This is a genomic window from Bradyrhizobium guangdongense, assembly GCF_004114975.1.
Classification (GTDB): domain Bacteria; phylum Pseudomonadota; class Alphaproteobacteria; order Rhizobiales; family Xanthobacteraceae; genus Bradyrhizobium; species Bradyrhizobium guangdongense.
Genome location: NZ_CP030051.1, coordinates 3,822,552 through 3,841,809, shown reverse-complemented (window position 1 = coordinate 3,841,809; position 19,258 = coordinate 3,822,552). Strand labels below are relative to the sequence as shown.

General features: G+C 64.7%; 21 protein-coding genes. 4 read left to right on the top strand and 17 right to left on the bottom strand.

Annotation, left to right across the window (positions count from 1 at the left end; translation table 11 throughout):
• Positions 1–26 precede the first annotated feature (26 nt).
• The 6 genes from X265_RS18305 to X265_RS18280 are packed head-to-tail and all read right to left on the bottom strand — an operon-like array spanning position 27 to position 6,178.
• Positions 27–1,034 carry a 4-hydroxythreonine-4-phosphate dehydrogenase PdxA gene (locus tag X265_RS18305; protein WP_128966071.1) on the bottom strand — a complete coding sequence of 336 codons (1,008 nt, stop codon included), beginning with the start codon at positions 1,032–1,034 and terminating at the stop codon, positions 27–29.
• Entirely contained in the window at positions 1,031–2,560 is a 1,530-nt protein-coding gene (locus X265_RS18300) for a tripartite tricarboxylate transporter permease (RefSeq protein ID WP_128966070.1), read from the bottom strand. Before X265_RS18300 ends, X265_RS18305 begins: the two co-directional genes overlap by 4 nt.
• Before the next feature lie 9 nt (positions 2,561–2,569).
• Positions 2,570–3,052, bottom strand: coding sequence for a tripartite tricarboxylate transporter TctB family protein (locus tag X265_RS18295; protein ID WP_128966069.1), 483 nt, complete (start codon positions 3,050–3,052; stop codon positions 2,570–2,572).
• A 15-nt stretch (positions 3,053–3,067) separates the two neighbouring features.
• Positions 3,068–4,060 (bottom strand): Bug family tripartite tricarboxylate transporter substrate binding protein, encoded by a 993-nt coding sequence (locus X265_RS18290; protein WP_128966068.1) that lies wholly within the window; start codon positions 4,058–4,060, stop codon positions 3,068–3,070.
• Positions 4,061–4,114: 54 nt separating this feature from the next.
• On the bottom strand, positions 4,115–5,374 hold the full coding sequence (locus tag X265_RS18285; RefSeq protein WP_128966067.1) for a CaiB/BaiF CoA transferase family protein: 1,260 nt from the start codon (positions 5,372–5,374) through the stop codon (positions 4,115–4,117).
• A gap of 9 nt (positions 5,375–5,383) precedes the next feature.
• Positions 5,384–6,178: an enoyl-CoA hydratase/isomerase family protein gene (locus X265_RS18280; RefSeq protein ID WP_128966066.1), complete on the bottom strand. Its 795-nt coding sequence runs from the start codon at positions 6,176–6,178 to the stop codon at positions 5,384–5,386.
• 117 nt (positions 6,179–6,295) lie between these two features.
• Here X265_RS18280 and X265_RS18275 point away from each other — a divergent pair, with 117 nt between their 5' ends.
• Entirely contained in the window at positions 6,296–6,961 is a 666-nt protein-coding gene (locus tag X265_RS18275; RefSeq protein WP_128966065.1) for a GntR family transcriptional regulator, read from the top strand.
• A gap of 17 nt (positions 6,962–6,978) precedes the next feature.
• Here the strand turns inward: X265_RS18275 and X265_RS18270 are convergent, their stop codons facing one another.
• Entirely contained in the window at positions 6,979–7,905 is a 927-nt protein-coding gene (locus X265_RS18270) for a LysR family transcriptional regulator (protein ID WP_164938655.1), read from the bottom strand.
• 96 nt (positions 7,906–8,001) lie between these two features.
• Between X265_RS18270 and X265_RS18265 the strand changes: the two genes are divergently transcribed.
• Positions 8,002–8,877, top strand: coding sequence for an ABC transporter substrate-binding protein (locus X265_RS18265; RefSeq protein ID WP_164938654.1), 876 nt, complete (start codon positions 8,002–8,004; stop codon positions 8,875–8,877).
• 16 nt (positions 8,878–8,893) lie between these two features.
• Here the strand turns inward: X265_RS18265 and X265_RS18260 are convergent, their stop codons facing one another.
• The 6 genes from X265_RS18260 to X265_RS41430 all read right to left on the bottom strand — a co-directional run bounded on the left by X265_RS18260 (position 8,894) and on the right by X265_RS41430 (position 14,275).
• Positions 8,894–9,613: a haloacid dehalogenase type II gene (locus X265_RS18260; RefSeq protein ID WP_128966062.1), complete on the bottom strand. Its 720-nt coding sequence runs from the start codon at positions 9,611–9,613 to the stop codon at positions 8,894–8,896.
• Positions 9,614–9,741: 128 nt separating this feature from the next.
• On the bottom strand, positions 9,742–10,743 hold the full coding sequence (glpX, locus tag X265_RS18255; protein WP_128966061.1) for a class II fructose-bisphosphatase: 1,002 nt from the start codon (positions 10,741–10,743) through the stop codon (positions 9,742–9,744).
• A 98-nt stretch (positions 10,744–10,841) separates the two neighbouring features.
• Positions 10,842–12,158, bottom strand: coding sequence for a homoserine dehydrogenase (locus X265_RS18250; RefSeq protein ID WP_128966060.1), 1,317 nt, complete (start codon positions 12,156–12,158; stop codon positions 10,842–10,844).
• 29 nt (positions 12,159–12,187) lie between these two features.
• Complete coding sequence (locus X265_RS18245; RefSeq protein WP_128966059.1) at positions 12,188–13,408, bottom strand: LL-diaminopimelate aminotransferase; 1,221 nt, start codon at positions 13,406–13,408, stop codon at positions 12,188–12,190.
• A 216-nt stretch (positions 13,409–13,624) separates the two neighbouring features.
• Positions 13,625–13,900, bottom strand: coding sequence for a hypothetical protein (locus X265_RS18240; RefSeq protein ID WP_128966058.1), 276 nt, complete (start codon positions 13,898–13,900; stop codon positions 13,625–13,627).
• A 12-nt stretch (positions 13,901–13,912) separates the two neighbouring features.
• A complete protein-coding gene (locus X265_RS41430) occupies positions 13,913–14,275 on the bottom strand; it encodes a hypothetical protein (RefSeq protein ID WP_244659468.1) in 363 nt (120 codons plus the stop codon).
• On the opposite strand from X265_RS41430, the gene X265_RS18235 reads away from it, so the two are divergent.
• Together X265_RS18235 and X265_RS18230 are read left to right on the top strand one after the other, a co-directional pair.
• Positions 14,241–15,983 (top strand): PHA/PHB synthase family protein, encoded by a 1,743-nt coding sequence (locus X265_RS18235; RefSeq protein ID WP_244659467.1) that lies wholly within the window; start codon positions 14,241–14,243, stop codon positions 15,981–15,983. The two genes, X265_RS41430 and X265_RS18235, sit on opposite strands and share 35 nt — an antisense overlap.
• Positions 15,984–16,045: 62 nt before the next feature.
• Positions 16,046–16,444: an MAPEG family protein gene (locus X265_RS18230; protein WP_128966056.1), complete on the top strand. Its 399-nt coding sequence runs from the start codon at positions 16,046–16,048 to the stop codon at positions 16,442–16,444.
• A gap of 143 nt (positions 16,445–16,587) precedes the next feature.
• Here the strand turns inward: X265_RS18230 and argC are convergent, their stop codons facing one another.
• The 4 genes from argC to X265_RS40540 form a co-directional block, all read right to left on the bottom strand.
• Positions 16,588–17,571: an N-acetyl-gamma-glutamyl-phosphate reductase gene (gene argC, locus X265_RS18225; protein WP_128966055.1), complete on the bottom strand. Its 984-nt coding sequence runs from the start codon at positions 17,569–17,571 to the stop codon at positions 16,588–16,590.
• The gene (locus X265_RS18220) at positions 17,568–18,233 is read right to left on the bottom strand and encodes an FMN-binding negative transcriptional regulator (protein ID WP_128966054.1); all 666 of its coding nucleotides are present in this window, start codon (positions 18,231–18,233) and stop codon (positions 17,568–17,570) included. Before X265_RS18220 ends, argC begins: the two co-directional genes overlap by 4 nt.
• Before the next feature lie 224 nt (positions 18,234–18,457).
• The gene (locus tag X265_RS18215; protein ID WP_128966053.1) at positions 18,458–18,988 is read right to left on the bottom strand and encodes a DedA family protein; all 531 of its coding nucleotides are present in this window, start codon (positions 18,986–18,988) and stop codon (positions 18,458–18,460) included.
• Positions 18,989–19,099: 111 nt separating this feature from the next.
• Positions 19,100–19,255: a hypothetical protein gene (locus X265_RS40540; RefSeq protein WP_164938339.1), complete on the bottom strand. Its 156-nt coding sequence runs from the start codon at positions 19,253–19,255 to the stop codon at positions 19,100–19,102.
• Between the last annotated feature and the right edge of the window lie 3 nt (positions 19,256–19,258).

The following is a 19,258-nucleotide window of genomic DNA, read 5'->3' as shown; positions in this document are numbered from 1 at the left end:
TTTCCTGAAGGCGAAAGCCGGGCGACCTACCAGGCGGCCCGACGCGCGGCCATGTCTGCCGCGAGCAGCACGGCGGTGCGACTGGCGCCGACCGATGCGATCCCCTGGCCGGCGATGTCGTAGGCCGTGCCGTGGGCGGGCGTGCAGATCGGGAACGGGAAGCCGCCGAGCAGGGTCACGCCGCGATCGAAGCCCATCAGCTTCATCGCGATCTGGCCCTGGTCGTGATACATGGTCAGCACCGCATCGAAGGCGCCCGCCTTGGCGCGCAGAAACACGGTGTCGGCGGGAAACGGGCCCTCCACGGCCATGCCCTCGCGCTTGCCGGCTTCGACCACGGGCGCGATGACATCAATCTCCTCACGGCCGAAATTGCCGCCGTCGCCGGCATGCGGGTTGAGGCCCGCCACGGCAATGCGAGGCCGCGCAAAGCCCGCCTTGCGCATGCAGGCATCGGTCAGCATGAGCGCGCGGCGGATACGCTCGCCGGACAGTTTGGCGGCAACATCCCTCAGCGGAATGTGCGAGGTGACGCGCGCATTCCAGAGCTCGCCGAGCACGTTGAATTCGCTGGCCGGCGTCTTCAGCCCCGCGACCTCCGCGGAGAAGGCGATCTCGTCGTCATAATCGGCGCGCGCAAGGCGCATGGCGGCTTTGTTGAAGGGCGTGAAGCAGACCGCATCGACCCGGCCATCCCTGCCGAATTCGAGCGCCCGCCTGTAATTGGCGAGCGCAAATTGCCCGCCCGCAAGGCTCGCCACGCCACGCTCGACCCGTGCGGGATCGAGGTGACCGAGATCGAGGAACAGCGCATCATCAGTCAGCTCATCGAAATCGGCGCCCTGCTCCACCGCCGTCAGATCCGGCGTGACACGCGCGATCTTCGCCCCCGCCTCGAAGACACGGCGGTCGCCGATCACGACGAGGCGGGCGCGGGCGCGGATTTCATCCAGCGACACGAGCTTTGCCGTCAGCTCCGGGCTGATGCCGGCGGGATCTCCCATCGCAAGCGCAATGAGCGGCTTTGCGGTCATATGATCACCTTTTCCTTCTCCGGCGTCTCGGCGGTGGATTTGCGGAAGGGCCGCGCAAGCTGCAGCACGAGCGGAAGCAGCAACAGCGCGATGCCTGCGATCACCAGGCACGTCACCAGCTTGTTGGCGAAGAATATCCCGAGCGATCCCTTCGACATCAGCATCGATTGCCGGAACGCGTCCTCCGCCTTGTCGCCGATGACGATCGCGAGCACCAAGGGCGCCAACGGATAGAACAGCTTCTTGAAGAGATAGCCGACGATGCCGAAGCCGAGCATCATCACCACGTCGAGATAGGAGTTCGAGACCGAATAGGCGCCGACGACGCAGATGATCACGATCAGCGGCGCGATCACCACGAACGGGATCCGCATCAAGGCGGCAAACACGGGAACGGTGAGCAGCACCAGCGCGACTGCGACGATGTTGCCGACATACATCGAGGCGATCAGGCCCCAGACGAAATCCTTCTGGTCGACGAACAGCATCGGTCCCGGATTGAGACCCCAGATCATCAGCCCGCCCATCATCACGGCGGCGGTCGCCGAGCCGGGAATGCCGAGCGAGAGCATCGGCAGCAGCGCGCTGGTGCCGGCGGCATGGTCGGCGGTTTCGGGCGAGATGATGCCTTCGACCTCGCCGGTGCCGAAATAGCGGCCGCGGCGCGAAAAGCGGCGGGCGATGCCGTAGCTCATGAAGGACGCCGCGGTCGGACCGCCCGGCGTGATCCCCATCCAGCAACCGATCGCGGCGCTCCGCAGCAGTGCCACGCCATGGCGAGGCAGGCGGCCGACCGCACGAAATACCTCGGCCCAATCGATCTTCGAGGAGACGGCGCGGGCGTGAAACTCCTCTTCGACCGCGACCAGCAGCTCGCCGATGCCGAACAGGCCCATGACCGCGACGACGAAGTTCACGCCCTTGACCAGCTCGTCGATCCCCATGGTGAGGCGCACGCTGCCGGAGACCGTGTCGATGCCGATCGCAGCGATCGCAAAGCCGATCGCGAGCGCCACCACGGTCTTGATCGGCGCCGCGCCGCCCATGCCGACGAAGCTCGCGAAGGCCAGGAAATAGACCGCGAAATATTCCGGCGGGCCGAAGGCGAGCGCGACCTGCGCCACCCAGGACGCCAGGAAGGTGATCAGGATGACGCCGACGAGCGCGCCGAAGGCCGCCGAGCCGAAGGCAGTGGCGAGCGCCGTGGTCGGCCGTCCGTCACGCGCCATCGGATAGCCGTCGAAGGTGGTCGCCACCGAAGACGGCTCGCCCGGGATGTTGAACAGGATCGAGGTGACCGAGCCGCCGAACAGCGCGCCCCAATACATGCTGGAGAGCAGGATGATCGCCGAGACCGGCTGCATGCCGAAGGTCAGCGGCAGCAGCAGCGACACCCCGTTCGGCGCGCCGAGGCCCGGCAGCACGCCGACGAGAATGCCGAGCAGCACGCCAATCGCCATCAGCACCAGATGCGGCACGGTGACCGCGATGCTGAAGCCGTGCAGGAGCTCTGCGAGATTGTCCATCGCTCCTCCTCAGTACCCGAGCGCTGCTGCGAGCGCGCCATGCGGCAGGCTGACCTGGAACATGCGTTCGAACACGACATAGAGCGCCAGCGCCGTTGCCGCGGCCGTGGCCGCCGACCACGGCACGGATTGATGCCGGGGGATCGCGAGCACCGCGAAGACATAGGCCGCGGAGGCAACGTACATCCCGAGCAGCGGGATCACCGCCACGAAAATCGCAGCCGGCACGAACAGGCCAGCCAGCCGCCGCAGCTCGATGGACGTAATCGCGATGGGAACGCTTGCCAGCGATGTGGCCGGCACAATTCCGCGAGCGAGGTTGTAGAGACTTCCGGCGATGATGATGATGCCGGTCAGGAACGGGAAGGTGCCGGCATCGACGCCCTCGCTCGACCAGCCGATGCCGTTGTCCAGGCTCTGGACCACCACCGCGACGCCGAATCCGCCGGTGAGGACGGCGGTGGCAAGCTCGAGGGCGCGGCGTGAGATCATGGCGTGGTGCCCGCCCTACTTGACCAGCCAGCCCTGCTCGCTCGCGACCTGCTTGACGTGCTCGAGATCCTGCTTGATGAACTTGTCGAACTCGGCACCGGTCAGGAAGGTGTCGACCTGCGAGCTCTTCTCGATGTAGTCCTTCCATTCCGGCGTCGCCTGCACCTTCTTCATCAGGTCGACGTAGTAGGCGGCCTGCTCCGGCGTGATCTTGCCGGGCAGCCAGACCGTGCGCGGCTGCTCGTATTGCTTGATGTCGAGGCCCTGCTCGACGCAGGTCGGAACGTCGCTCCAGCCTTCGGTCGCCGTGATCTTCGGTCCTTCAGGCAGCCGCTTCGGACTGAAGACGCAGAGCGGGCGCTGCGTGCCGCCACGCCATTGCCCGAGGCTTTCGCTGGGATTGTTGACGTGGGAGTCGATATGCCCGCCGGCGAGCTGCACGGCGGCCTCGGCGCCGCTCTTGAACGGGATGTAGGTCAGCTTGACGTGGCCGACCTTCTCGATCATGCGCGTCAGCACCTCGTCGGTGTCCTTGGACTGCGCGCCGCCCATCTTGAACTGGCCCGATGCGGCCGCCTTGAGATAATCGCCGGCGGTCTTGTAGGGCGCGTCTTGCTTGACCCAGAGCAGGAATTCGTCCTGCGCCATCGCCGCAATCGGGGTGAGATCGGTGTAGTTGAAGGCGACCTTGGAGACGAGCGGCTGCTGCCAGGCGTTCGAGGTGCCGAAGATCACCTTGTAGGGATCGCCGGCGGAGGCCTTGCCGTAGACATAGCCTTCGGCGCCGCTGCCGCCGCCCTTGTTGACGACGACGATCGGCTGATCGGTCAGCTTGTGCTTGGTGATGACGTTCTGCACCGCGCGGGCGAGATTGTCGGTGCCGCCGCCCGGCCCCGCGGTTGCCACGAACTCGATCGGCTTCTGCGGCTGCCAGGCCGCGAATGCCGGCGCACTGCCTGCGAGCGCTGCGAGGCTGACCGACAACAGGAAGAGAGATGTCCCACGCATGATTTCCTCCGATCGATTTTTCTGTTTTGCTTGATCAGTCGTGCCGAAGTCCGTTCAGGCCACGCGCTCCTCGCGCGTCCCCGATGCCGAGACGATGGCGCCTTCTTGTTCGAGCGCTTCGATTTGCTTCTGGTCGAAGCCGTGCTCGGCCAGCACCTCGCGCGTATGCTCGCCGTAGACCGGCGCGCCTGATGCGACCTTGCCCGGCGTTTCCGAGAACTTGATCGGCAGGCCGATCGTCTTGACCGGGCCCAGCGTGGAATGCTCGACCTCGACGACCATCTCGCGCGCCAGCGTCTGCGGATCGCTCAGCGCCTCCAGCATGTTGTGCACGGGGCCGCACGGCACGCCCTTCTCGTCAAGCGCGGCGAGCCAATGCGCGCGCGTCTGGGTGCGGAAGCGTTCGCTCAGGACGGCTTCGAGCTCCTTCAGATTGGCCATGCGGTCGGCGCCGGTGACGAAGCGCGGATCGGCGGCAAGCTCGCTCGCGCCGAGCGCTTCCAGCATCAACAGCCAGTGCTTCTTGTTGGCACCGCCGACCACGAGCCAGCCGTCGGAGGCTTCGAACGCCTGGTACGGCGCGTTGAGCGGATGGGCCGAGCCCATCGCGCGCGGCGCGGTGCCCGCGGCCAGCGCGATGGTCGACTGCCAATAGGTCTGCACCAGGGCGGCCTCGTAGAGCGAGGTCTCGACCCACTGCCCCTCCCCGGTCTTGAGACGGTGCGTGTAGGCGGCGAGAATGCCCATGCTCGCGAGCAGGCCGGCGGTGATGTCGGACAGCGGCGGGCCGCATTTCACCGGTGGTCCATCGGGGCGCTCGCCGGTAAAGCTCATGATGCCGCTCATGGCCTGCGCGACGAGGTCGAAACCGCGACGGTGCTTGTAGGGTCCGGTGCGGCCGAAACCCGACAGCGAGCAGTAGATCAGCGATGGAAACTGCTTGTGCAGCTCCTCGTAGCCGAAGCCGAGACGTTCCATCGCGCCCGGCGCAAAGTTCTCGACCAGCACGTCGGCGTCCGCGATCAGGCGACGCAGCACCTCCTTGCCGCCGTCGGTCTTGAGATCCAGCACGATGCCGCGCTTGTTGCGGTTCATCATCAGGAACGACGCGGCCTCATCGCCGATCTTCGGCGGCACCGAATGGCGGGTGTCATCGCCGTTTGGCCATTTCTCGATCTTGATGACGTCGGCGCCCATGTCGGCCAGCATCAAGGTGCAGGTCGGCCCCGCCATGACATGGGTGAGATCGACGACCTTGAGGCCGGCGAGCGGACCGGAGCGGCGCGAGGTGGATTGCGATCGATCGCTTGGCATCGGAGCGTCCTATTGACCGCGCCACTGCGGGGCGCGCTTGCTGAGGAAAGCATCGAGCCCTTCGCGAAAATCCTGGCTCGTGTAGCACATCAGGATGAGGTCTTCGCCCTCGTCCCGCGTCAGCCGCCGTTGCAGCCGGGCCACGGCCTGCTTGGTCGCGGTCAGCGTCAGCGGCGCGTGGCTGGCGACGAGGCGCGCGATCTCGTCAGCGCGCCGGTCGAGCGCAGCGAGATCGTCCACGACCTCACCGAGCAAGCCGACGCTGGCAGCCTCCGCGGCATCGACGAGGCGCGCGGTGAAGATGAGGTCCTTGACCCGGGCCGCCCCGATCAGCGCCGTGAGACGGCTGACATTGGACATCGACAGGCAATTGCCGAGCGTCCGCGCGATGGGAAATCCGATTTTCGCACTACGCGTGCCGATGCGCAGGTCGCAGGCCGCCGCAATGCCCGCTCCGCCGCCGGTACAAAAGCCGTTGATCGCCGCAATCGTCGGCACCCGGCATTGTTCGAGCGTGGTCAGCACCCGGTCGATGCGGTTCTCGTAGTCGATCGCGTCCTGCGGCGTCCTGAAAGCGCGGAACTGGTTGATGTCGGTGCCGGAGGCAAAGGCCTTATCCCCGGCCCCGCGCAGCACCAGCACCTTGATCGACAGGTCGTGATTAGCCTGTTCGCAGATGGCGGCGAGCCGCTCATACATGGTGAAGGTGAAGGCGTTGCGCGCCTGCGGACGGTTGAAAGTGATCCGCCCGATCCCGTCCTTGCATTCAAAAACAAGGTCGTCCGCCGCTACGGCCTGATCCATTTCCTCGATCCCTGTCTGTTTTTTGCTTTTTTGAATGCAAAATGTGAGATTTTCAAGATATAAATACCGAACTTTCGTCTATTGAGCCATTTTTGCATTCAAAAACTGAGAGCGCCCATGCTGCATGAGGAGGTCGTCGGCCGCATCCGCGACATTCTGCTCGATGGTGAGATCCCGCCGGGCGCGCGGATTCCCGAGCGCGAGCTGTGCGAACGGCTCGACATCTCGCGCACGCCGCTGCGTGAAGCGCTCAAGGTGCTGGCCGCGGAAGGCCTGGTGCAGCTCCTGCCCCATCGCGGCTCGCGCGCGGCAAAGCTGACTGACAAGGACATGCGCGACCTGTTCGAGGTCTGCCAGGGTCTCGAGGCTTTGGCCGGCGAGCTCGCCTGCGAGCGCATCAGCGACGTTGAGATCGCTGAGATCGCCGCGGCCCACGCCGCGATGGTGCAGCATTATCGCGAGGGCGATCTGATCCAGTATTATCGCGGCAACCGCGCCATTCACGAGGGGATCGTCAACGCCGCCGGCAATCCCGTGTTGTCAGGGCTCTACGCCTCCGTGACCGCGCGCATCCGCCGCGCGCGCTACGTCACGCCGATGACGCCGCAGCGCTGGGCGCTCGCCGTCAGCGAGCACGAGGCCATCCTGAACGCGCTGCAGCGCCGCGACGGCACCGGCCTCGCCCACATACTGCGCGCGCATCTGCGCCACAAGCGCGAAGAGGTGTTGCAGGCAGGCTTTGCGGAGACGGAAGGAAGCGAGCTTACATTGAAGAGCGCGTGAGCGGGCTCTCCCGCAGGCTAGGCACGACTGCCGAACAGATCGACCGTGATCGATCGCAGCCAGCGGTGGGCGGGATCGCGATGGTAGCGCTCATGCCAATATTGCGCGATCTCGATCCGCGGCAATATCACCGGCGTCCTGAACACCGTCATTCCGAGCGGTTCGGCGACGATGGCAGCGAGGTTGGCGGGCAAGGTCGCGACGCCATCGGTTTGAGAGGCCACGATCGCGCCCGCGATGAAGCTCGGCACCTGCAACAGGATGTTTGTGCGCGCAATCGCGCGAGTCAGCACGCGCTGGGTTTCCAGATGGGCCGCGTGACCGGTCTCGGACGCCGTGACCAGGACATGCTTCTCCTCGACAAATCCCCGCCGGGTCCGCACCGCTGCCGGCCTTGGATGGTTCCGTCTCACAACGCTGGTGTAGCCGTCCGAATAAAGCCGCTGGCGGCGAAGATGCCCCGCCGCACGCGGCAGCGCACCGAGCGCAAGGTCCGCCTCGCCCGACTCCAGCTTGACCGCGAAATGCCGGGAGTCGAGCGGGATCGCGCGCAATTGAATGCGCGGTGCGAGCTCGGCGAGGCGCGCGACCAAAGGCGGCAGGAACCGCACCATGCCGACGTCGGTCAAGAGCAGACTGAAGGTCTTCTCTGACTTCGTGGGGTCGAACGGCAACCGCTCCTGCCATAGCCGGTCGGCCATTTCGAGCAGCGCGCGGACTTGCGCCGCCATTTCGACGGCGCGCGCGGTGGGCTGAACGCCGCTGCCGCGCCGCACGAACAGCGGATCGTCGAAGCGCAGCCGCAAGCGCGCCAGCAGCTTGCTGATCGCCGGCTGCGTGGTCTCGAGGCTCACGGCTGCCCGCGTGATACTGCCCTCGCGGATCAGCGCGTCGAGCACGCGGAGATCGCGCAAGTCGATCCCGGAAGATTCCATCCTGGGCATGTGAAACATTCCCGCGTGGCCATGGATCGAGCTTCGTCCTTTGCTATCGTGTCGTCAATCGAACGGCCGAACGGCCACGCGGATACGGAGGACGCCATGACGAAATTCGCGATCGAACCGCATTTTCGCCTGCAGGAATGGGTGGCCGAGGAGAAGGGCTACTTCCGCGACGAAGGGCTCGACTACGAGTTTCGCGAGCTGATCCGCTCGAGCGGGGGCCAGCACCACAACAAGGTCAATGAAGGCGCCTTCCAGAGCATCGAAAAGGGGCGCAAAGCCGACGTCAGCTGCGCCTGCCACTGGACCGTCAACATCGCCGCTTCGAACGGGCACGCCAAGCTCTACGCCGACGTCTACTCGGTCGCGCCGTCGGGCATCTTCGTTCCGGCGGATTCGAATATCCGCACGCCTGCCGATCTTGCCGGAGTGCCGATCTCGGTCGGCTTCCAGTCAGGCAGCCATTATTCGACCATCCAGGCGCTCGAGCCCTATCTGGCGCCGAGCCAGATCAACCTCACCTTCGAGGACGGCATGCTGTTCCGCCGGATGGAGCTGCTGTTCGAAGGCAAGAGCGAGGCAGCTTCGCTGTTCAATGGCCCCTACTATTTCGCCGAGCAGCTCGGCTACCGCAAGATCATCGACACCACTTTCATGATCGCCTCCATGATCAACGGCGATCCGGCGCCAGAGGACATCAAGCGCTACTTCCGGGCGCTGAAGAAGGCCCAGCGCGATATCGACCTGCGTCCGGAGCTTTTCACGCACTACTACAAGAACGAATTTCCGGATCGCTTCCATGAGGCCATGGACACCAGGCGCTGGGGCCCCGGCGAGCGGATCGTGTTCGAACCCTATTCGCGCGAGGTCTACGAGCAGTCGTTCGAGTGGATCGAGAAGCACGGCATCTTCAAGGCCGGCACGATGGGTGACGGCGCCTACGACAAGGCGACGGTCGCATTCGGAAGGATTTGAGCTCGGTGAAGCCGCGCTAGCACCCCAGCCTGTCGGCGATGCCGCCGAAATCCTTGGCGACGATGTCCCAGGCGCCGGTGGCTTCGAAGTCGACCTTCTGCAGCGGGCCGTACTCGGTCGGCCGCGCCACGAAGGCGGTCTTCAGACCGTTCTTCTGCGCGGCGGCGAGGTCGCCGTTATGGGCGGCGACCATCATCACCTCTTCCGGCTTGAGGCACAGCAGCTTGGCGGCGCCGAGATAGGTTTCGGGATCGGGCTTGTAGTGCTCGAACAGCTCGGCCGACATGATGAGATCCCAGGGCAGCCCGGCAAACTTCGCCATGTTGGTAAGCAGCGCGACGTTGCCGTTCGAGAGGGGCGAGATCACGAATTTGGTCTTGAGCCGGGTCAGGCCGGCGACGCTGTCGGGCCAGGGATTGAGGCGGTGCCAGCCCTTGGTCAGGTAGTCGAGATCGGCCTCGGACAGGCCTTTGATCGCGAACTGCTCGACCAGCTTCTCCAGCGAGCGGCGATGCAGATCGTCGAGCATGACATAGCCGCGCTCGGGATGTTTGCGCACATCGTCCATCGAGGCCATGTACATGCCGCGCCAACCGTCCACCAAGGCTGTCCAGTCGGCACTGATGCCTCGGCCCTTCCCCCACCACATGAAGTCGGTGATGAGGCTGGTGCGCCAGTCGACGACGGTGCCGAACACGTCGAAGATCAGGGCTTTGACGGCTGTGAGATCGGACATGGGCGCTTCCCTCTTGTTGTCATTCCGGGGCGCGCGGAGCGCGAACCCGGAATCCATTGGGCGGCAGAGTCCAAGGCGAAGCGGATTCCGGGCTCTCGCTTCGCGAGCCCCGGAACGACACCCGTGACTTAGTCCAGATGGAACTTCGCGAGCTCGCGGTGCTCGGCCTTGATGTAGCGCACAGTGCCGGTGACGGAGCGCATCACCACCGTCTCGGTCTCGATCACGCCGTCCTTGCGAAACTTCACGCCCGACAGCAGCGAGCCCGTGGTGACGCCGGTGGCGGCGAACAGGCAGTCGCCGCGCGCCATGTCCTCGATGCCGTAGATCATCTTGGGATCGTTGACCCCCATCTTGGCGGCGCGCTCGACCTTCTCGCCGGAATCGAGGATCAGCCGGCACTGCATCTGCCCGCCGATGCAGCGCAGCGCCACCGCGGCGAGCACGCCTTCCGGCGCGCCGCCGGTGCCGAGATACATGTCGACACCCGTGTTGTCGGGATCGGCGCAGTGAATCACGCCGGCGACGTCGCCGTCGGTGATGAGACGCACCGCGGCGCCGGTCGAACGCACGCTCTCGATGATGCTGGCATGGCGCGGACGATCGAGCACGAGCACGGTGATGCCCTCGGGCTTGACGCCCTTGGCCTTGGCCAGGCGGCGGACGTTGTCGGCGGGGCTGGCATCGAGCTCGACGACGCCCTTGTCGTAGCCGGGACCGATCGCGAGCTTCTGCATGTAGACGTCGGGCGCGTGCAGCAGCGTGCCGCCGTCGGCCATCGCCATGGTGGCGATCGAGCCCGGCATGTTCTTGGCGCACAGCGTGGTCCCCTCGAGCGGGTCGACCGCGATGTCGACCTCGGGGCCGGCGTTGACACCGACCTTCTCTCCGATGAAGAGCATCGGCGCTTCGTCGCGTTCGCCCTCGCCGATCACGATGGTGCCCTGGATCGGCAGCTTGTTGAGCTCGCGGCGCATGGCGTCGACGGCGGCCTGGTCGGCCGCTTTCTCATTTCCGTGCCCACGCAAGCGCGCCGACGACACCGCCGCCCGCTCCGTCACGCGCACGATCTCCAGCGTGAGAATGCGCTCGAGCAATGCTTGCGGCGGCACTGAAATATGGGTCGACATCGGCTAACTCCTTCGAAACGTTTGGGACGGACATCTCCGTCCGCATCAACTCGTAACACCCACAGTTCGTTCGAACCGTGTCATTGTTTAAGCATGCGCTAGTTCTTCTCGATTCTGATGACCTGCGGCCGTCCGCTGATGACCTTGTCCTTCTGCACGGCGGCGAGCGCGCGACGCACGGCGTCCTCGTGTGTGGCATAGGTGATCAGGATGACGGGCACGGGCACCGCCTTGCCGCTTGCCGGCGCAACGCCGCCATTGGGATGGCGCTGCACGATCGACTCGATCGAAATCTTCTGCTCGGCAAGCCGCGTCGCGATCGCAGCCGCGGTGCCCGGGAAATCGCGCGCCAGCAGGCGGATGTAATATCCGCCTTCGTGCCGCTCCATCGGCGCCTTCTTGGTGTCGCGGAGTTGCGCGATCGGCCGGCCGAACGGATTGGCGCGAATGCCGCGCGCGACGTCGGCGATATCGGCGACGACGGCGGATGCCGTCGCAGCACCGCCTGCACCGGGGCCGACCAGCGTGATCGGCGGAATGCCTTCGCCATCGATCGTGACTGCGTTGGTGACACCCATCACCTGCGCGATCGAAGAGGTTTTGGGAACCATGGTCGGATGCACGCGCTGCTCGATGCCCTTGGCAGTGCGAACGGCAACGCCGAGCAACTTGACGCGGTAGCCGAGATCCGCGGCTGCGCGCAGATCTTCCGGCGCGATGGAGGAGATGCCTTCGACATACACCGCGCTTTGAGCAACTTTCGTGCCGAAAGCGAGGCTGGCGAGAATGGCGAGCTTCTGTGCCGTGTCGTGGCCATCGACGTCGAAGGACGGATTGGCCTCGGCATAACCGAGCCGCTGCGCATCCTTGAGGCACTCGGCGAACGACAAGCCCTCCTGCTCCATCCGGGTCAGGATGTAATTGCAGGTGCCGTTGAGAATGCCGTAGACGCGGTCGATGCCGGTTCCGGCAAGTCCTTCGCGTAACGTCTTGATGACGGGGATCGCCGCGCCGACGGCTGCCTCGAAATTCAGCGCACCGCCGTGCTTTTCGGCTGCTTTGGCCAGCTTGATGCCGTGCTTGGCGAGCAGCGCCTTGTTGGCGGTAACGACCGACTTGCCGGCATTCAGCGCCGCCTCGACGGCGGAGAGCGCGGGATCGCCGGCGCCGCCCATCAGTTCGACGAAACAGTCGACCTCGGGGTGCGTGGCGAGCGCCATCGGATCCCTAGCCCATTCGACGCCGCGCAGATCGATGCCACGCTTCTTCGCTTTCGAACGCGCGGTGACGGCGACGACGCGGATGCCGCGGCCGCTGCGACCCGCGAGCACGCGCGCCTGCGTTTCGATCAAACGGACAACTTCGGCGCCCACGGTGCCGAGCCCCGCTATGCCCACTTTCAGGGGTGCAACCATGATGCTTGAGAGAACCTGTCGAAGAGAAATCAGCGCCTGTTGGCGAGCGGAACGACGTTGTGCAACGTTTCGATGCCGCTTTCAAGGAAGCGGCGCACGCCGCGCGCGGCCTGCCTGATCCGTTGCTCGTTTTCCACCATGGCGATGCGGACATATCCTTCACCATGCTCGCCGAAGCCGACGCCAGGCGAGACCGCGACGCCGGATTTTTCTACCATCAGGGTCGCGAACTGCATGCTGCCGACGCTGCGGAATGCTTCCGGCAGCGGCACCCATGCGAACATCGAGGCTTCCGGCGGCGGAATCTCCCACCCCGCCCGGCCGAACGATTCCACCAGCGCGTCGCGGCGCTTGCGATAGGTGTCGCGCATCTCCTTGATGCAGTCGTTGGGGCCATTCAGCGCGGCGGTGGCTGCGACCTGCACCGGCGTGAAGGCGCCGTAATCGAGGTAGGATTTGACACGGGCGAGCGCGGCGATCACGCGCTCGTTGCCGACGGCAAAGCCCATGCGCCAGCCGGCCATCGAATAGGTCTTGGACATCGAGGTGAACTCGACGGTGACGTCCATCGCGCCGGGCACCTGAAGCACCGAGGGCGGCGGATTATGCTCGTCGAAATAGACTTCCGCATAGGCGAGATCCGACAGGATCAGGATCTCGTGCTTCTTCGCGAAGGCAACGAGGTCCTTGTAGAAGTCGAGGCTCGCGACATAGGCGGTCGGATTCGACGGATAGCAAACGACGAGCGCCAGCGGCTTCGGGATCGAGTGCACGATCGCCCGCTCCACCGCCTCGAAGAATTGCGGCGTCGGCTCCGACGGCACCGAGCGGATCACCCCGCCCGCCATCAGGAAGCCGAAGGCGTGAATGGGGTAGCTCGGGTTCGGGCAGAGGATGACGTCGCCGGGCGCGGTGATCGCCTGCGCCACGTTGGCAAAGCCCTCCTTGGAGCCGAGCGTCGCCACCACTTGCGTGTCAGGGTTGAGCTTCACGCCGAAGCGGCGCGCGTAGTAGCCGGCCTGGGCCCGGCGCAGGCCGGGGATGCCGCGGGACGCCGAGTAGCGGTCGGTGCGCGGCTTGCCGAGCGTCTCCTTCAGCTTCTCCAGCACATGCGGCGGGGCCGGCAGATCCGGATTGCCCATGCCGAGATCGATGATGTCGGCGCCGGCGTTCCGCGCGGCCGCCTTGGCCCGGTTGACCTGTTCGAACACGTAAGGCGGAAGGCGGCGGATGCGGTAAAATTCTTCCATGGCTCTCTGGGCTCCGGGCAACCGGTCAGGACAGAATCGACCTGGCCAATTGGGCCATTCCGACAGGCATCGGCCCCACGCATCAAAATCGCTCAAAATCAGATACTTAGAGCAATCTGCGACGGCGGCGGCTGAAGTCGTTCGCCCTGACTCTCGGCTGAACTGAGGTCTTTTAGCACGGCAAGACGAGGGCGCCAGCGATTACCTTGCGCTGCGCTATTTCGCGTCCTTGGCGGCAATGGCCTGGCGGTCGCGCGCGGCGGCCAGCTCCGCCTCGATCTTGGCACGCTGGTCGGGCGGGATAATTGCCTGGTCACGATCGGGCGGCAAATCGTGCACCGGCAGGTAGCCGGCGGGCTCCTTGGGATGGGCCGGCGTATCGGCGGCCGACATGTCCGCGAGCTGGCTCGAGCAGCCGCCCAACGCAAATGCCGCCATCAGCAGCACGCAGCACGCAAGCCGCGTCTTTTGCAGGTCCCATAACGCCAACACTTGGGAAATCCCCTACTCGTCCCAACGCAAGGCTGCCGATAGCTTAATCAACAACCTGCCCAAGCTCAAACCATTGCTGCCCACAAATGGCACGAGCGAGAAATCTTCCGAGGCCCACAGCACGAGAGGTGCACGTCGATTGTGACAAAAGCAAGAAGCCTTGTCGCAGTGCAGCACATCTTCGCGCCTGTTTAACGCGAAACCAGCGAGCTTCGCGGTGACGAATACGGAATGAATCGTTACTGTCCTCTTCATGAGTACCGTCACGACCGACACGCGCACGCCCGGGACAACGTCCGGGACAAAGTCTGAAACGAAGTTCGATGCGGAAGCCTTCGCGATGAACGTCGCGCGGGCGATGGAGAGCGGCGGCAAGGCGCTCGCCGCGTTCCTGAAGCCGCGCGAGAGCGGCGAGGTGCAGGACCGTCCTCCGACCGAACTCACCGAAGTCGTCAAGACGTTCACCTCGGTCGCCGAATACTGGCTGTCCGACCAGTCGCGATCGTCCGACCTCCAGACCAAGCTCGCCAAGGACTATCTCGATCTCTGGGGCTCGGCGGCGCGCCGCATGGCCGGACAAGACGCCGCGCCCGCAATCGCGCCCTCGCCGCGCGACAAGCGCTTTGCCGATCCGGAATGGAAGTCGAACCAGTTCTTCGACTTCATGATGCAGCTCTATCTGCTCACGACCAAATGGGCGCAGGAACTCGTGCGCGACGCCGAGCTCGATGTCCACACGCGCCGCAAGGCCGAATTCTATATCCAGCAGATCACCAACGCGATCTCGCCGTCGAACTTCGTGCTGACCAATCCGGAGGTGCTGCGCGAGACCGTCGCAAGCAGCGGCGAGAACCTCGCGCGCGGCCTGACGATGCTGGCGGAGGACATCGCTGCCGGCAAGGGCATGCTGAAGATCCGCCAGTCCAACCCTGACAACCTCGTCGTCGGCGTCAACATGGCGACCACGCCCGGCAAGGTGATCTACCAGAACGAGATGATGCAGCTGATCCAGTATGCTCCGACCACGGAGAAGGTGCTGCGCACCCCCCTCCTGATCGTGCCGCCCTGGATCAACAAGTTCTACATTCTCGATCTCAAGCCGGAGAAATCCTACATCAAGTGGTGCGTCGACCAGGGCATCACCGTGTTCGTGATCTCATGGGTCAATCCCGACAAGCGCCTGGGCGCCAAGAGCTGGGAAGACTACATGAAGGAAGGCCCGCTCACGGCGATGGACGTGATCGAGAAGGTCACCGGCGAGATGAAGGTGCACACCGCCGGCTATTGCGTCGGCGGCACCATGCTCGCGACCACGCTGGCCTGGCTCGCCGAGAAGCGGCGCCAGCGCGTGAGCTCGGCAACGTTCTTTGCCGCCCAGGTCGACTTTACCCATGCCGGCGATCTCTTGGTCTTCGTCGACGAGGAACAGATCGCGGCGCTCGAGCAGGACATGAAGGCCTCAGGCGTGCTCGAAGGCTCCAAGATGGCGATGGCCTTCAACATGCTGCGCTCGAACGATCTGATCTGGTCCTACGTCGTCAGCAACTATCTCAAGGGCCAGCAGCCCAGCGCGTTCGACCTGTTGCACTGGAATTCCGACGCGACACGGATGACGCAGGCGAACCATTCCTATTATTTGCGCAACTGCTATCTGGAGAACCGGCTGTCGACGGGCACAATGGTGCTCGACAACACCCTGCTCGACCTCTCCAAGGTCAAGGTGCCGGTCTACAATCTCGCAACGCGCGAAGACCACATCGCGCCGGCGGAATCGGTGCTGTACGGCTCGCAGTTCTTCGGCGGCCCCGTGAAATACGTGTTGTCCGGCTCCGGCCACATCGCCGGCGTCGTCAATCCGCCTGCCTCGAACAAATACCAGTACTGGACCAACGACAACATCAAGGCCGCCAATGTCGCCGAGTGGATGAAGGGCGCGGTGGAGCACAAGGGCTCTTGGTGGCCGGATTGGCGCGAATGGCTGGGCAGCCTGGATCCGGAGGAAGTGCCTGCGCGCAGCGTCGGCACCGAGGCGCTGCCTCCGATCGAGGACGCACCCGGCAGCTATGTCAGGGTTCGCGCGTAGCGGAATCTCCCGCGCTTGTATAAGCTCACTCTCAAGGCAGCGACGACAGAGGGGATCGGGTTATGACGCGTGAATTGTTCTGGCTGACGTGCACGGTGATCCTGACCGGGATCCTCTGGATTCCCTACACCATCAATCGCTGCCAGGTTCGGGGCCTCAGCGGCGCGATGGCCAACCCTTCGCGCGGCGACAAGCCCCAGGCCGATTGGGCCAACCGTCTGATGTTCGCCCATGACAACGCGGTCGAGAACCTCGTGCTGTTCGCGCCGCTGGTGCTGATCCTCAATGCGATCGAATATTCCTCGAAATGGACGGTGCTCGCCTGCGCGGTCTATTTCTGGGCGCGCGTCGCGCATCTGATCGTCTATGCGCTCGGCATTCCCGTGTTCCGCACCCTCGCCTTCACCGTCGGATTCCTGGCGCAGGCCGTTCTGGCGCTGGCGATCTTCGGGGTGTTTTGACGTAAGTTTCACCGTCTCGCGAGGAGTTCGCGACAAAGTTGCCAAGCTTGCGCTGATGCGACGAAGCAATCCAGGACTGTCTCCGCAGTGGGAATTCTGGATTGCTTCGCTTCGCTCGCGATGACGGAGGATAGACGCTCGCCCTACTCTTCCGGCAATCCCAGCATCAGGCGCATGTTCTGCACGGCCGCGCCGGAGGCGCCCTTGCCGAGATTGTCGAGCCGGGCGACCAGGACGGCCTGGTGATATTTGTCGCTGGCGAAGACATAGAGCTCGAGCATGTTGGTCTCGTTGAGTGCTTCCGGCTCGAGCCGGCCGCCCTTGGCCGCTTCGTTCTGAAGCGGCATCACCGAGACGTATTTCGAGCCGGCGTAGCGCTTTGCCATTGCGGCTTGCAGATCGGCACCATCAGGCTTCCCCGGCAGCGTGTCCAGCTGGAGCGGCACCGAGACCAGCATGCCCTGCCGGTAGTTGCCGACCGAGGGAATGAAGATCGGCCGTCGCGTCAGGTTCGAATAGAGCTGCATCTCCGGCAAATGCTTGTGCTCGAAGCCGAGGCCGTAGAGTTCGAACGACGGCGCGCTGCCGTCTTCAAAGCTCGCGATCATCGACTTGCCGCCGCCGGAATAGCCGCTCACCGCATTGACGGTGACGGGATAGTCGTGCGGCAGCAGGCCGGCATCCACGATCGGACGCAACAGCGCGATCGCACCGGTCGGATAGCAACCGGGATTTGAGACCTTTTTGGCGGCCTTGATCTTGCCGGCCTGGTCCGGGGTCAGCTCGGGAAAGCCATAGGCCCAGTCGGGCGCAACCCGGTAGGCGGTCGAGGCGTCCAGCACTTTCGGCGCGGAGGCGCCCATGCTGTCGACCAGGGCAACCGTTTCCCTGGCGGCATCGTCGGGCAGGCAGAGGATCACGAGATCGACCTCCTCCATCAGTGCCTTCTTCGCCGCGGGATCCTTGCGCTTGTCGTCGGCAATCGTCTTCACGACGACGTCGCTCTGGAGCTTCAGCCGCTCGTTGATGCCGAGACCGGTGGTGCCGGAGCCGCCGTCGACGAAGACGGTGGCGGGCTTGGCGCCCGCGCCTGATGTCGGGGCTTTCATGGTTTCCGTGAGGCTCATGGTGCGCTCCTTTCGAGCGTGTTCGTGTCGTCTGCAAAAACCTGCGGCCGGATCTGCCGCATCAAGCTCGAGATCTGCTTCGCGTCGGCATCGCCATCGCCGAGCGCATTCGCGATCGCTGCATAGTCGGCATCGGATTTGTGCTGGTTGAGCTTGAAGCTGCCTTCGACCTCTTCAACCGTCATCACCAGACCCACGATTCCCTTCTTCATCGCCTCGAGCCGGCCCGCGGTCATTTTGCCCGACGTCCAGGGTTTCTTCGGCAGCAGCCAGTTCTCGAACTTGTCGCTGAGCGTGTCGACCTGCGCCGACAGCTCCTGGTCCGACAACAGCCGCACCGGCCCGGTCAAATGCACCGACTGGTAGAGCCAGGTCGGCACCTGATCCGGCGAGACGTACCAGTCCGGCGAGACATAGGCATCGGGGCCGTTGACCGCGAGCAGCCAGGACGTCGCGCCGTCCGCCAGCTTTATCAGCGGATTGTGACGGGCGACATGAAAGGCCGCGTGCGGCGTGCCGTCATCGGCATAGCTCAGATAGAACGGCAGCGACGATGCGACCGGCTTCCTGCCGTCAAAGGCACACATGGTGCCGAAGCCGCGCTCGTCGGCGAATTTCAGGCTCGCGGCGCGGTCCTGCTTGAAATGGGGTGGCGTGTACATCGTGGTCTCCTGCTGGGCCTCCTTGGGGAGCCGCCGGATCAGATCGCGCTGACAGGAGAGAGAATGCCGCGGATCGGATCCAGCGGCAAAGACGATGATCTCAAACGCGATCGACCGCCCAAACCGCAAGACTGCGGCGGCGGCGACGGGCGAACAGGATGGTCGCGGCGTTGATCATGGCGTGGGGTGATAAGGCCAGTGGCGGTTCCCGTCAAGTTTTGGCGTCAGATCACCCGCCAGATCCATTCCGTGATCTTCGCGATCACGTCGCCGAACACGAGGAGCGCCGCCGACCAGACCAGCGCCGAGACGAAATTGGCGGCCTGGAAGGTCCAATAAGGCATCTCGAAGATGCCGGCTGCCAGCGGCACCGAGGCGCGCAAGGGGCCGAAGAAGCGGCCGATGAAGATGCTGGGTACGCCCCAGCTCCGCACGAAAGCCTCGCCCTTGGGCAACAGTTCCGGATAGCGCGAGAGCGGCCACATCTGGGCGACCCGCTCCTTGTAGCGAAAGCCGAACCAGTACGAGACCCAGTCGCCCAGCGCCGCGCCGAGGCCGCCGGCGATCCAGACGGGATAGAAGCTGATGCCGCTTGCCCCGATCAGCGCGCCGATGGCGACCAGGGCGCCCCAGGCCGGGATCAGCAGCGAGATGAAGGCGAGCGACTCCCCGAAGGCGAGCAGGAACACGATCGGAGCTGCCCAGGCCTGGTGAGCACGCACGAAGTCGGCCAGGGCGTGCGCAAACTGCTCCATTCCGAATTAGCCTTCCCGCCCTGTCCCAAGGTGCTGCGATAAAAAGGACTGGTAAGCCAAGCACTTGTGTGACATCAAGTCACAAAATCCGGCCCGGGCCGGACCAGGACGTCAAATTGCCGGGAATAGCTCGGCCAGCAGCGTAAAATCGCCGGCATTGGCTCCCAACGACGCCCCGGTGGCGGCCCGGCGGTGACCTTTGCCGGCCAGCCATGGCATAGTCGCGCGAACCGATTCGCCGCCCGCGCGGCCCTCAAAACGCATCAAGAT